The sequence below is a fragment of the Streptomyces corchorusii genome, from assembly GCF_001514055.1.
Lineage (GTDB): Bacteria > Actinomycetota > Actinomycetes > Streptomycetales > Streptomycetaceae > Streptomyces > Streptomyces olivaceoviridis.
The window spans coordinates 415,615-428,798 of the sequence record NZ_KQ948358.1 but is presented as its reverse complement, the minus strand read 5'-3'; the positions used below and the strand labels follow the sequence as shown (position 1 = coordinate 428,798).

Below are 13,184 nucleotides of genomic sequence, written 5' to 3'. Positions count from 1 at the left end.
TCCTCACAAGACCGTGACGTCTCGGACCGCACGGCACCCCGCCCTGTCGGGGACACTGAGGGAAGGTTTAGGGTGCGGTCGCCCGCCGCCTCCAACCCTCGACCGAGCGGGCCCGGACCAGAAGCGACAGCGCGGTGTGCGACAAGGCCGGGAGGGGCCGCAAACACGGGCACACGACGCTTTTGGGGAGCTTGAACCCATGGACCCGATCGAGCCGATCGACCCGATCCACCCGGTCTCCGAGGAGCACGGCCCGGCGCACGGCCGCCGCCCGCCCCGGGACTCCCTCACCGCCGACTTCGCCGCGGGCCCGGCCGTGCCCGCCCGCATGGCCCAGGTCGTCACCGGCGACCTGCAACTCACCGTCAATCCGGTCGACGGCAGCGAAATAGAGCCCTGCCCCCCGGCCGATCTCCCCGGCAGGCCCCGCAAGCGCACCGCCGCCGAGCGCGCCGAGACGGAACGCGCCGCCCTGCCGCCCGTGCCGCCCGGCCCCGATCGGTCCGCGCCCTCCCTGCTGGAGCGCCAGGACGAACGCGAACGCCTGGTCCGCCTCCTGGCCCGGGGCCGCTCGGTGCGGCTCACCGGCCCGGGCGGCTCCGGCCGCACCGCCCTGCTCGACCTGGTCGCCGAGGACTGCCTGGACCTCGCCCCCGACGGCGTGGTCCGCCTCAGCGGCTTCCACCGCACGGCCGGCGACCTCCTGCACGACCTCTTCCACGCCGTCTACGACGCCCCCCGGTACCGGCCCGACCAGGACGAACTCCTCGCCTGCGTCCAGGAGATCGGCGCGGTCGTCGTCGTGGACGACCTGGAGTTCGGCGGGGCCGCCCTGGACGAACTGCTCGACGCCACCCCCGAGTGCGCGTTCCTGTTCGCCGCCACCCCCGACGTGCCCGCGCCCTCCGCCGGGTCCGAGGTCGAGGAGGTCTTCCTCGGCGGCCTCGACCGCGCCGCCGGCGTGGAGATCCTGGAGCGGGCCGTCGGCCGGGTGCTCACCGAGGAGGAGGCCAACTGGGCCGGCGACCTCTGGTTCGAGTCCGAGGGGCTGCCGCTGCGGTTCGTCCAGGCCGGCGCGCTGCTCAGGCAGCGCGACCAACTGCGCGCCAGCACCGGCGCGGTCGACGAGTACGGCGTCTTCGAGGACGTGCGCCCGCCGGCCGACCCGCCCGTGGACCTGGAGGACGAGGTCCCGCTGCCCTCCCTCGGCGAGGCCGCGGCCCCCGCCCCGCTGCTCGCCTCCCGGCTCGGCGCCTCCGCCCGCGCCACCCTCCGCTTCGCCGTCGCCCTCGGCGGCGAGGTACCGCACCAGGCGCACCTGCCCGCGCTGGTCGGCGACACCCACGCGGACGCCGCCCTCGGTGAGCTGGCGAGCTGCGGGCTGGTCTCCCCGGTCGGCTCCCGTTACCGCCTCGCGGCCGGCGTGCAGACCCAGCTGGAGGCCGCGGGGTACGCCGACGACGCCCCCGGCCACGCCGACACCGCCGCCCAGCACTACGCCTGGTGGGCCGGCCACCCCTCCGTCACCCCGGAGCGGGTGTGCGCGGAGGCCGACGCCGTCCTCGCCGCGCTCGCCGCCGTCGTCCCGCGGACGGCGCCGCCCGTCGAGGGCGAGCAGAGCGGCGCCGTACGGCTGGCCCGCACGGCCGCGCCCGCCTTCGCCGCAGGGCTCCACTGGAGCGCCTGGGAGAGGGCCCTGCGGTCCGGCACGGAGGCCTCCCGGCTGTCCGGCGAGGTGGCCGAGCAGGCTTACTTCCAGCACGAGTTGGGCGTACTCGCGCTCTGCACCGGCCAACTCGACCGGGCCCGCGCCGAACTGGAGGCGTCGAGCGGGCTGCGCGGCGCCCTCGCCGACAAGCGGGGCACCGTCGTCGGCCGCCGCGCCCTGGCCCTGCTCGCCGACCGCGCGGGCGAGGCGCCCGGGCTGCCGCCGGTGGCCGTGGGGGAGGAGCCGGCGGGGGTACGGCAGGAGGAGCGGGCTCCGGCGCCGTACGAGACCGCGGTCACCCAGCGGGTCCCCGTGCCCCAGCCGCGGGGCGGCATCCGGCGCCTGGCCCGGCGCAACCTGGTGGCGGCCGGCTCCGGCGCGCTGCTCGCCGCCGTGCTCGGTACGGTCGTCGCGCTCGGCATGACCTCACCCGACGACGCGGGCCGCAACCCGGCCGGCAAGGTCGACGCCAACCCGTCCGCCGGCCAGGACGTCGGCGACGGCGGCGTGGGCACGGGGCCGACGGACACCGGCGACACCGGCTCGGCCGGCACCCGGCCTACGTCACCGGGGCCCGACGGCACGTACGGTACGGCGGACGACCCGGCACCGCCCGCGGCCCCGTCCCGTCCGTCGGAGAGCGTCGAGCCCTCCGACTCCGACTCCTCTTCCGGCTCGCCGTCCAAGTCGCCGAAGCCGGGAGGGTCGAGCGGCGGTACGACAGGGGGCACGACCGGCGGGTCGACCGGTGGCTCGACCGGTGGGACGACGGGCGGTACGACCGGCGGCACCACGGGCGGCTCGACGACCGGCGGCTCGACCAGCGGTGGCACGGGCGGTACGACGACCGGTGGTACGACCACGGGTGGGACCGGAACCGGAGGCTCGACCGGCACGACGGGCGACACCACCGGGAGCAGCGGCGGCTCCACGGACGGCACCACCGGGGGCACCACGGGCGGCGACACGGGAGGCACCACGGGCGGCGACACCGGCGGCACGACGACCGGCGGCTCGACGGACGGCACCACCGGGGGAACGTCGAGCAGCGCCTCGGCATCGGAAACGGCCCCGGGCACGACCGACCCGCTGATGTGACCCCGCCGGCGCCGTCCCGGCGGGAGGAGCGGGGCGGCGCAGAGGGAGTCGACGGCGGCGAAAGTGCCCGTCGCGCTCGGGTCAGTTCGGTACCGCCGGCTCCCGTCGTGGCGGGAGGTGTGGGCGGTGGGGCAGGGGCGGGTGACTCCCCTTATCGCTCCGGGCCCTTGAGCGGTCGGCAACTGCCTCTACCGCCGCGACGGCGGCGTCGGGCGGTATCCGGCGGGCTCGGGCCGGTTCGGTACCGCCGGTCCCCGCCCCCGTGGCCGGGTGCCGTCCCGGCGGGAGGTGCGGGGCGGTGCAGAGGGAGTCGGCGGCGGTAGAAGCACCCGGCGCGCTCGGGTCGGTTCAGCACCGCCGATCCCCGCCGCCGTGGCCGGGTGCCGTCCCAGCGGGAGGGTGGGGAAACGGTGCGGGGCCGCTGGACGGGACGGGGTCGTCGGCTAGAACAGGCGGAGCTTGTCGTCCTCGATGCCGCGTAGGGCGTCGTAGTCCAGGATGTGGCAGTTGATGCCGCGGTCGGTGGCGAGGACGCGGGCCTGGGGCTTGATCTCCTGGGCGGCGAAGACGCCGCGGACCGGGGCCAGGTGCGGGTCGCGGTTCAACAGGTCGAGGTAGCGCGTCAGTTGCTCCACGCCGTCGATCTCGCCCCGCCGCTTGATCTCGACCGCCACCGTCTGGCCGTCCGCGTCCCGGCACAGGATGTCCACGGGCCCGATCGCCGTCATGTACTCGCGGCGGATGAGGGTGTACCCGTCGCCCAGCGTCTCGATGCGGTCGGCGAGCAGTTCCTGGAGGTGCGCTTCCACGCCGTCCTTGATCAGGCCCGGATCCACACCCAGTTCGTGCGAGGAGTCGTGGAGGATCTCCTCCATCGTGATGATCAGTTTCTCGCCCGCCTTGTTGACGACGGTCCACACGCCCTCGTCCTCGCCCGTGCCCTCCTTCAGCGTGCAGGGCGGCGACATCCAGTTGAGCGGCTTGTAGGCCCGGTCGTCGGCGTGGATGGAGACACTGCCGTCCGCCTTGACCAGGATCAGTCGCGGGGCCGAGGGCAGGTGGGCGGTGAGCCGGCCGGCGTAGTCGACCGAGCAGCGGGCAATGACGAGACGCATGGTCGGCAACGCTACTCGACGCCCGCCGGTGCTCGCGATCCGTCCGCCCAGCTCCCAGTGGATCGCCCCATTTGTCCCTTGAAACTCTTGTTCATCCCTGGCCGATTGTGGGCGTAACGGGATCGGTTCATATACGCATTCTGCTGGTGTGGTCACCGACCGTTGCCTACCGTAGGAACGGGAGGTCGCGGCCCCTGTACGGAGCGTGTTCGAAATCGCGAACTCCCCTATCTGTCCGGCAACCCCTGCTCTTCGGGGGTGCGAGAGGAGAACCCATGTCGCTCGACGTCTCACCGGCCCTACTCGAACAGGCCGAGCGAGGCGAGGTCGACGAAGCAGCATTCGTCGACTGCGTCCGGACCTCCCTGCCCTACGCATGGGAGATGATCAGCTCCCTGGTGGCCCAGCTGAAGGTGGACGGCGGCCCCTTCGCCGACAACCAGACGCCCCCGCCGGACGAGCAGGCACGCGGTCAGCTGCTGCGTGCGCTCGCGAGTGACGCGATACGCGGCGCGTTGCAGCGGCACTTCGGGGTGCGGCTGGCCTTCCAGAACTGCCACCGCGTGGCGGTGTTCCCGCTGGACGCCTCGGTGGACGAGACGTTGGCCCGCTTCACGTCGGTGCGCAACCAGTTGCTGAACCAGTCGCCGGAGCTCCGGGACTGCTGACGCGCGGTTCCGGTACGGCCGAGACGGACAGTCGCCGGCTTGCCGTTCCACCCGAGGGGGAGGTGCATCGAGGACCGGGGCGGCAAGCCCCCCAGGTGGCTTGCGCGTGGGGGGCCGGTCAGCGCAGTTGGGGCAGCACCTCGGCGCCCAGGCGCCGTAGGTTCTCCTCCGTGGCCGCGAGGTCGCCCGAGCCCTCCACCAGGAGGGCGAAGCGGGAGATGCCGGTGCGCTCCGAGGTCGCCGCGAGCCGGTCGGCGGCGAGCCGCGGGGTGCCCACCGGGTGCAGTCCGCAGAGCAGTTCGGTGTAGGCGTACGGGTCGCGCATCGCGCGCGCCCGTCCGTCCACCGTCACATGGGCGTCCAGGCCCTGCCGCAGCCAGCCGGGCATCGCCTTCAGCAGCGTCTCCACCGCGTCCGTGCGCCGGTCGGCGAGCTGGCAGACCCCGGCGGAGACATGGGCGGCGCCCGCGATCTCCTCGGCCGGCCGGCCCGCCGCGCGGGCGCAGCGCCGCCACAGGGCGACCATCTCGGCCTTCTCCTCGTCCCCGACGTGCATGCCGAGCAGCATGGGCAGCCCGCGCTCCGCGGCCAGCCGTACGCTCGCCGGTGAGGTGCAGGCGAGCACGACCTCGGGGCCGGGCGCGTCCGTCAGCGCCTCCGACGGGCGGGGGACGACCGGCACCTCGCGGAAGGAGAACCGCTCCCCGGAGGCCGCCACGGACGGTTCGCCCAGCCAGCGCAGCAGCAGATCGAGCGACTCCGGGAACCCGTGTTCGTACGCCTCCAGTCCCGTGCCGAACACCTCCAGGTCCACCCAGGGGCCACCGCGCCCGATGCCCAGCGTGAACCGCCCGCCGCTGGTCAGGTGCAGCAGCGCGGCCTGCTCGCCGAGGGCGACCGGGTGGGCCGTGGGCAGTACGCTGACGGCCGTGCCGACCCGGATGCGGCGGGTGCGGCCGAGCAGCAGCGCGGCCAGGGTGACCGCGGACGGGCATGTGCCGTAGGGCACGAAGTGGTGCTCGGCGAGCCAGACCGAGTCCAGCCCGGACCACTCGGCGACCTCCGCCGAGCGGACGGCCCGGTGCAGGGCCTCCCCCGGGCCCTGGCCCGGGAACTGGGCCGCCAGCACAAAACTTCCTACGTGCATCGCATTTCCTGCTTCCTTGGCTCCGACCCGGAGCTCCCCACCCGGCATAACCGTCTGACACGTGCCCAGGACACGGCCCGGCCGAAGGGATTTGCGGATTGTCAGGAGAATGGGTCGCACGGGAGGGGCACTTGTACGGGTTGGTTCCCTACGCGTACCCCACGCGTACCCGCCTCGACGGCGCGTAGGCTGGATGGAGCCGTGCTCCCTGTATAGCTCCGAGAGGTGTCCCGTGTCCCCGCGTCGCAACCGACCGAAGGCAGCCGGATCGTCGGGCCGGAGCGCCGAGGACGACCCGGCCGGCCGGTACGGCGGCTGGCAGTCCACGGAGAGCTGGCAGGGCGAGGAGTGGAGCGTGCGCCATGTCGCCGGGGCCAGCGCGGAGGGCAAGACCTACCGCTGCCCGGGCTGCGACCAGCTGATCCCCTCCGGTGTCCCGCACGTGGTGGCCTGGCCGCAGTACGCGGGCGTCGACGACCGCCGGCACTGGCACAAGGCCTGCTGGAACGCGAAGGACCGCCGCACCACGCGGGTGCAGCGGTCCCGTAACGCGCCGAGGTTCTGAGCCGTACGGCCACCGTCCCCGGCTCTCACAGTCCCGGTTCTTACACGTCCCGGTTCTGGAGCAGCGCGTACGCCCCCGCGTACGCCGCCGCCGTCACGCCGATCATGATCCACAGCGGGTCCCAGCCGGACGGGCCGGACTCGGTCAGGGAGTTGGCGTAGAAGACGCCCAGCTGGTTCGGGATCGAGTACTCGAAGAGCCACTGGCGCAGCTTGTCCAGCGACTCCGTCACCATGAACAGCGCGAGCACCAGCGGCGCGAGCACCACGCCGATCATGATGGTGATGGCGCCCGCGGAGTGCCGGATGACCGAGCCGATGAGCAGCGAGAGCAGGCCGAGCAGCGCCATGTAGAGGCTGATGCCGACGGTGGCCTTGAACCAGTCGCCGCCGGTCGGGGTGCGGGCGCCGGTGTTCCCGAGCAGGGACGCGTGGACCATGGCCACGAAGCCGGAGGTGACCAGGGTGACCACGAAGGCGAGGGCGAAGAACACGATCGACTTGGCGGCGAGCACCCGGGCCCGGCTGGGGCACGCGGTCATCGTCGTCCGGATCATGCCGGTGCCGTACTCCGACGCCGTGGTCAGCACGCCGAGCGTGATGATGCAGATGCTGCCGAGGAGCAGGCCGAAGAAGCCGAACGACAGCGGGTTCTCGCCGGACAGGCTGGTGGAGTCGGAGTTGGCCTCGACCAGCGCGCCGGTCAGCAGGCCGATGCCGACGACGAGCAGCACGAACACGCCGATCGTCCACATCGTGGAGCGCACCGACCTGATCTTCGTCCACTCGGAGGCCAGCGCGTGCCCGAGGTGGGTGCGCACGACCGGGATGGGCGAGGTGTAGCCGGGGTACGGCCCGCCGGGCGCCGCCTGCCAGTCAGGCGCGGCGGCCGGGGCCTGCGGCATGGGGGGCTGGTGGGTGCTCATCGGGCGTCCTCGGGCTGGGTCGGGTCGGCGGGGGCGGAGGCGGGAGCGGCGGCCGGGGGAGCCGCCGCGGGCGCCTGCTGCGGGGCGGACGGGGCGGCGGGGGCCTGCGGGGCGGCGGCGCTCGCCGGGGCCGCCGGCGTCGTCTTGGCCAGGGCGGGCGGCTGGTCCTGCGGCGCCGGACCGGCGGAGGGAGCCTGCGGTGCCTGTCCGGCCGGCTGAGCCGGTGCCTGCGGCTGCCCCTGGGCGCTCGGCTGCGCGTACGGGTTGGCCGCCCCCGCCGCGCCACCGGGCGCCGTACCCGGTGCCGTGCCCGGAGCGCCGTACCCGGCCGCCGGGGCGCCGCCGTACGGGCCCGCCGGAGGCATCCCGAAGGGCTGGCCGCCCTGCTGGGGCGGTGGCGGGGCGTACCAGCCGGGCTGGCCCTGGCCCGGTACCGGCATGGGCGGCTGGACGCCGGGCGGCAGCGGCTGCTGGAGGCCCGCCTTCTGGTCGATGGTCGAGCGGTAGTCCACGGCGCCCTGCGTCATCCGCATGTACGCCTCCTCCAGCGAAGCCTGGTGCGGGGACAGCTCCCACAGCCGGACGCCCGACTCGTGCGCGAGGTCGCTGATCCGGGGCAGCGGCAGTCCGGTGACCCGGAGCGCGCCGTCCTGCTCGGGCAGCACGTGCCCGCCCGCCCCGGTCAGCGCGGAGGTCAGCTTCTCGCGCAGCTGCGGCTCGGTGTCCGGCGTGCGCACGCGCGCGAAGTCGGCCGAGTTGGCCGAGATGAAGTCCTTCACGCTCATGTCGGCGAGGAGCTGTCCGCGCCCGATGACGATGAGGTGGTCGGCGGTCAGCGCCATCTCGCTCATCAGGTGGGAGGAGACGAAGACCGTACGGCCCTCGGCGGCGAGGGCCTTCATCAGGTTGCGGACCCAGAGGATGCCCTCGGGGTCGAGGCCGTTGACCGGCTCGTCGAAGAGCAGCACCTGCGGGTCGCCGAGCAGCGCGGCGGCGATGCCGAGGCGCTGGCCCATGCCGAGCGAGAAGCCCTTGGAGCGCTTTTTGGCCACATCCTGGAGGCCGACCACGCCGAGCACCTCGTCCACGCGCCGGGCCGGGATGCCGGAGAGCTGGGCCAGGCTCAGCAGGTGGTTGCGGGCGCTCCGGCCGCCGTGCACGGCCTTGGCGTCGAGCAGCGCGCCGACCTGCCGGGGGGCGTTGGGCAGCTTGCGGTACGGGTAGCCGCCGATGGTGACCGCCCCGGACGTGGGGTTGTCCAGCCCGAGGATCATCCGCATCGTGGTGGACTTGCCCGAGCCGTTGGGCCCGAGGAAGCCGGTCACGGCTCCTGGCCGCACCTGGAAGGAAAGGTTGTACACGGCGGTCTTGTCGCCGTAGCGCTTGGTCAGGCCGACAGCCTCGATCATGCTCCGCACCCATCGAAAGGTTCAGGACAGCGGGGCACACGCCCCCGTAAGGGTTAGGAGGATATCGAGGCGCTGACGGTTCCGCCCAAAAGAAAGTAAAGCCAGAGCACTACGGCGTGTGACGGCGGTGCCTACTGGGCGTCCCGGCGCTTGAGGAGGAGGTAGCCGCCCGCCAGCGCGGCGGCCACCCACAGCGCCATGATCCCGAGCCCGGCCCAGGGACCGTACGGCGTGTCGTCGGCCACCCGCGGCACCACCCGCATGATCCGGCTGCCGGCCTGGTCGGGCAGGAAGCGGCCGATCTTCTTGGTCGCGTCGACGTTGCCGAGGATGTTGGAGATCAGGAAGAAGAACGGCATCAGGATGCCGAGGGACAGCATCGGCGAGCGCAGCATCGCGGCGATGCCCATGGAGAACATCGCGATCAGGGTCATGTACAGCCCGCCGCCGAAGACCGCGCGCAGCACGCCGGGGTCGCCGATGGCGGCCCGGTGGGAGCCGAGCATGGCCTGGCCGAGGAAGAACGCGGCGAAGCTCGTCACCATGCCCACGGCGAGCGCGAGCGCGGCGGCCACCGCGACCTTGCCGAACAGGAAGGTGCCGCGCCGGGGCACGGCCGCCAGCGAGACCCGGATCATGCCGGTGCTGTACTCGGTGGAGACGACCAGCACCCCGAACACGATCATCGCGAGCTGGCCGAGGGTCATGCCCGCGAAACTGACGGCCGTGGGATCGAAGGAGAGCCGCTCGCGCGCGGGCATGTTCGCGAACTGCCGGTTCGACAGCGCGGAGATCAGCGTCCCGAGGGCGACGGTGACCACCACGGCCAGCGACAGGGTCCACACCGTGGACGCCACCGACCGGATCTTGGTCCACTCGGACCGGATGACCTGTACGGCCGCCATGGTCAGGCCCCCTTCCAGCCGGCGCCCCAGTCCTGCGGGACGGGACCGGGACCGGCCTGCGCGTGGTACTCCACCGCTTCCGCCGTCAGTCGCATGAACGCCTCCTCCAGCGATGCCTGCCGCGGGCTCAGCTCGTGCAGCACGAGCCCGTACCGCGCGGCCAGCTCACCGATCTGCTCCGCCTTGCCGCCCTCCACCTCCAGCGCCCCGCCGCCCGCCGCCACGACGGTGATCCCGGCCTGGTGCAGCACGTCGAGCAGCCGCTCGCGCTGCGGGGAGCGGATCCGCACGTACGACCGCGAGTTCGTCCGGATGAAGTCGGCCATGGAGGTGTCCGCGAGCAGCCGCCCCTGCCCGATGACCACCAGGTGATCGGCCGTCAGCGCCATCTCGCTCATCAGATGGCTCGACACGAACACCGTCCGGCCCTCCGCGGCCAGCGACTTCATCAGGTTCCGGATCCAGTGGATGCCCTCCGGGTCGAGGCCGTTGACCGGCTCGTCGAACATCAGGATCCGCGGGTCCCCGAGCAGCGCGGCGGCGATCCCGAGCCGCTGCCCCATGCCGTACGAGAACCCCTTGGCCTTCTTCCGGGCCACGGCGGTCAGCCCGACCGTCTCCAGGACCTCCGCCACCCGGCGCTCCGGGATGCCGTTGCTCTGCGCGAGGCACAGCAGGTGGTTCCAGGCGCTCCGGCCGCCGTGCACCGCCTTGGCGTCCAGCAGCGCGCCGATGTACGTCAGCGGGTCCTTCAGCCGGTCGTAGTGCGTGCCGTCGATCCGGACGTCGCCCGCGGTGGGGCGGTCGAGCCCGAGGATCATCCGCATGGTCGTGGACTTCCCGGCGCCGTTGGGCCCGAGGAACCCCGTCACGATGCCCGGCCGGACGGCGAAGGTGAGGTGGTCGACCGCCACCTTCTCGCCGTACCGCTTCGTCAGCCCGTCCAGCTCGATCATGCGGCCACGCTAGGACGGGCTCGGGACGGCTGCCACTTGAGCGGGCGCGGTATGCTCCAGCCCCCTTGAACGGCGCGGGGGGCGCCGGGGGCGGGACACGGTGGGGGAGACAGTGGTCCAGGACGGCAGACCGCGCGCGGGGTGGCGCGGAGCGCGGGCGGGCCTCGCGGTGGTGGCCGCCGGTGCGGCGGCCGGGCTCGCGGTGGAGTTCCACGTCCTGGGCTGGACGTCCGTCCCGGGCGGCTCCTGCGGCGGCCGGTACCGGCCCTGCCCGGAGGGCACCGCACCCACCCTCCTCCTGGCGTTCGCGCTGACCTTCGGCGGCTACATCGCCCTGCTGCTCACCATCGGGAAATTCACCGACCGGCGCCCCGGCAAGGTCCTGCCCGCCGTCCTCGCCGTCACCGGCGTGCTGCTCGCCCTGTGGCCCGGGTGGCAGGCGTACCTGTGGATGCGCGGACCGGTGCTCGACCTCGCCTGGCAGACCGAGAAGGACCGGCCGTCGAGCGTCCGGGCCGAGGGCGTGTGGACCACGGGCGGGCACGGCTCGACCGTGGTCCGGGTACGCGGCGACGCGCTGGTCGCCTACGACGCCCACGACGGCGACCGCCGCTGGACCCTGCGGGCGCCGGTGCGCGAGTCGGTGTGCGCGATGAGCGAGGACGTCGCCGACGGCGTCGGCCTGGTCGCCTTCGCCCGCTACGAGAAGCCCTGTGACACCGTGTGGGGCGTCGACACCCGCACCGGCCGCACGCTGTGGGAGCGGAAGACCGAGGGCGTCTCCGCGTTCACCTCCGGCAGCGACAGCCTGCTCGCGGCCGACGGCGGCGTGGCCCTGGCGCTCACCGACACCGGGGTGCGCGCGTACGGCCTCACCGACGGCCGCCCGCGCTGGAGCGCCGATCTGCGCGGGGCGAAGAGCGACGTGACATGCGCGCCGAACGTCGTCTCCGCCACCGGCGGCACCGCCCGGGTCGTGGTCGCCTGCGAGGACGAGGACAAGGGCAGCGCACGGGTGGTGACCCTGGACGACGCCACCGGCAGGCAGCGCGGCAGCCGGGCACTGCCCGTGGAGAGCCCCGTCGACACGGCCATGGTGCTCTCCGCCGAACCGTTCACCCTGCTGCTGGCGGAGCGCGACGAGCGCGGTGTCGCGGCCGTCCTCGCCTACCCCGACGGCGACGGCGACCCGGTGAGCGTCCCGCTCTCCGCCGACGACGAGGACCTGATGCTCCGCGAGGTCGGCGGCGACGACTTCAGGGCACGGCCCGCCCTGCCGGCGACGGTCGTCGGGAACACCCTCGTCGTCGCCACCCAGAAACCGGGCGGCTACGACGCCGACCACGTCTCGGCCTACTCCCTCGGCGACGGGCGGCGGCTGTGGCGCGCCGGGGTGGACGGGATCGCCGGGCTGGTGTCCACCGGCCCCGACCGGGTCGCCGTACTCGGCCCGAACGGCCGGCTGTGGACCTTCGACACCGCCGACGGGGACCGGATCGGCGAGGACGACGGCGTCACGGTCACCACCAACCGGCTGGCCGGGCACACCCGACTGCTGCGCGCGGACGGCACCTGGATCGTCGTCAACGGCGACGGCACGAAGGAACCGCCCCTGTACGGCCTGCGCTAGCGATGCCGAAGGGGCGGCGGGACCAGGTCCCACCGCCCCTCAGGGTCGTACGACTGCCCGGACCTACCGGGACTGCTGCGCCGGAACGCCCCGGGAGATCGGCTCGTCGTCGGTCGACGTGCCGGCCGCGGCCACCGCGGCACCGGTCAGCGTGGCGAGCATCTCGCGGACGTTCGTCAGCTGGGCGTTGATGCTGTCGCGGCGGTTGGTGAGCGCCGCCAGCTCGCGCTCGGATTCCGAACGGATCCGGTCGGCCTTGGCGTTGGCGTCGGCCACGATGTCCTCGGCCTGGCGCTGGGCGGTCTCCACCGTCTGACGGGCGCGGCGCTCGGCGTCGGTGCGCAGCTTCTCCGCCTCCAGGCGGAGCTGCTCGGCCCGGTGCTCGATCTCGGCCAGGCGCTTCTCGGCCTTCTGCTGACGCGAGGCCAGGTCGCGCTCGGACTGCTCGCGGCGCTTGGCCAGGTTCGTCTCGAAGTCGGCGGCGGCCTGCGCGGCCTTGGCGCGGGTCTCCTCGAAGAGGGCGTCCGCCTCCTCGCGCTTGGACTGCGCGTCCTTCTGGGCCTCGGCACGGAGCTGGGCCGCGTCGGACTTGGCCTTCTCGACGATCCGGACGCCCTCGTCCTCGGCCTTGGCCTTGCGCTCGGCCGCGTACGACTCGGCGTCGTTGCGGACCTGCTGGGCCGCCGACTCGGCGAGGTCGCGGTGCTGCTCGGCTGCCCGCCGGGCCTCCTCACGCAGCTCCTTGGCCTCTTCCTCGGCCAGGCGCAGGATCTTCTCGACCCGCGCGCCGAGACCCGCGTACGACGGCTCGGCGTCCGTGATCTGGGCCTGGGCGTTCTGCGTTTCGAGGTGCAGTTCCTCGATGCGCTTCTCCAGGGCGGTGATGCGGGCGAGAGCGCTGTCACGGTCGGAGACGAGCTTGGAGATACGTTCGTCCACCTGAGCGCGGTCGTATCCACGCCGCACAAGCTCGAAGCCGTAGGGGGAAGTGTCGCTCATGGGGTTCCTGTCGAATGAGACCGGTGAGTGAGGTGATAAGGGGAATCCTAGGGGCCGAA

The 13,184-nt window shown here is 73.5% G+C and carries 11 protein-coding genes; 4 read left to right on the top strand and 7 right to left on the bottom strand.

Features of this window, described 5'->3' with window-relative positions; genetic code table 11:
• The first annotated feature begins 199 nt into the window (after window positions 1-199).
• Complete coding sequence (locus AQJ11_RS22955; protein ID WP_059264200.1) at window positions 200-2,806, top strand: ATP-binding protein; 2,607 nt, start codon at window positions 200-202, stop codon at window positions 2,804-2,806.
• Window positions 2,807-3,249: 443 nt separating this feature from the next.
• On the opposite strand, the gene nucS is transcribed toward AQJ11_RS22955, so the two are convergent.
• A complete protein-coding gene (gene nucS / locus AQJ11_RS22950) occupies window positions 3,250-3,921 on the bottom strand; it encodes an endonuclease NucS (RefSeq protein ID WP_014675027.1) in 672 nt (223 codons plus the stop codon).
• A 275-nt stretch (window positions 3,922-4,196) separates the two neighbouring features.
• Between nucS and AQJ11_RS22945 the strand changes: the two genes are divergently transcribed.
• Window positions 4,197-4,589: an SCO5389 family protein gene (locus AQJ11_RS22945; RefSeq protein ID WP_014675028.1), complete on the top strand. Its 393-nt coding sequence runs from the start codon at window positions 4,197-4,199 to the stop codon at window positions 4,587-4,589.
• 118 nt (window positions 4,590-4,707) lie between these two features.
• Here AQJ11_RS22945 and AQJ11_RS22940 read toward each other — a convergent pair whose 3' ends face one another.
• Entirely contained in the window at window positions 4,708-5,736 is a 1,029-nt protein-coding gene (locus AQJ11_RS22940; protein WP_059264199.1) for an LLM class flavin-dependent oxidoreductase, read from the bottom strand.
• 232 nt (window positions 5,737-5,968) lie between these two features.
• Here AQJ11_RS22940 and AQJ11_RS22935 point away from each other — a divergent pair, with 232 nt between their 5' ends.
• Window positions 5,969-6,301: a hypothetical protein gene (locus tag AQJ11_RS22935; protein ID WP_014675030.1), complete on the top strand. Its 333-nt coding sequence runs from the start codon at window positions 5,969-5,971 to the stop codon at window positions 6,299-6,301.
• A gap of 40 nt (window positions 6,302-6,341) precedes the next feature.
• On the opposite strand, the gene AQJ11_RS22930 is transcribed toward AQJ11_RS22935, so the two are convergent.
• The 4 genes from AQJ11_RS22930 to AQJ11_RS22915 all read right to left on the bottom strand — a co-directional run bounded on the left by AQJ11_RS22930 (window position 6,342) and on the right by AQJ11_RS22915 (window position 10,496).
• Window positions 6,342-7,226: an ABC transporter permease gene (locus AQJ11_RS22930; protein WP_014675031.1), complete on the bottom strand. Its 885-nt coding sequence runs from the start codon at window positions 7,224-7,226 to the stop codon at window positions 6,342-6,344.
• On the bottom strand, window positions 7,223-8,635 hold the full coding sequence (locus tag AQJ11_RS22925) for an ABC transporter ATP-binding protein (protein ID WP_059264198.1): 1,413 nt from the start codon (window positions 8,633-8,635) through the stop codon (window positions 7,223-7,225). The genes AQJ11_RS22930 and AQJ11_RS22925 overlap by 4 nt, the downstream gene beginning before the upstream one ends.
• Before the next feature lie 131 nt (window positions 8,636-8,766).
• A complete protein-coding gene (locus AQJ11_RS22920; protein ID WP_059264197.1) occupies window positions 8,767-9,540 on the bottom strand; it encodes an ABC transporter permease in 774 nt (257 codons plus the stop codon).
• A gap of 2 nt (window positions 9,541-9,542) precedes the next feature.
• Complete coding sequence (locus AQJ11_RS22915; RefSeq protein ID WP_014675034.1) at window positions 9,543-10,496, bottom strand: ABC transporter ATP-binding protein; 954 nt, start codon at window positions 10,494-10,496, stop codon at window positions 9,543-9,545.
• Between the two features lie 100 nt (window positions 10,497-10,596).
• Here AQJ11_RS22915 and AQJ11_RS22910 point away from each other — a divergent pair, with 100 nt between their 5' ends.
• Window positions 10,597-12,126, top strand: a complete 1,530-nt coding sequence (locus AQJ11_RS22910; RefSeq protein ID WP_279616951.1) for an outer membrane protein assembly factor BamB family protein — start codon at window positions 10,597-10,599, stop codon at window positions 12,124-12,126.
• A gap of 63 nt (window positions 12,127-12,189) precedes the next feature.
• On the opposite strand, the gene AQJ11_RS22905 is transcribed toward AQJ11_RS22910, so the two are convergent.
• Window positions 12,190-13,125 carry a coiled-coil domain-containing protein gene (locus tag AQJ11_RS22905; RefSeq protein WP_014675036.1) on the bottom strand — a complete coding sequence of 312 codons (936 nt, stop codon included), beginning with the start codon at window positions 13,123-13,125 and terminating at the stop codon, window positions 12,190-12,192.
• Window positions 13,126-13,184 lie beyond the last annotated feature (59 nt).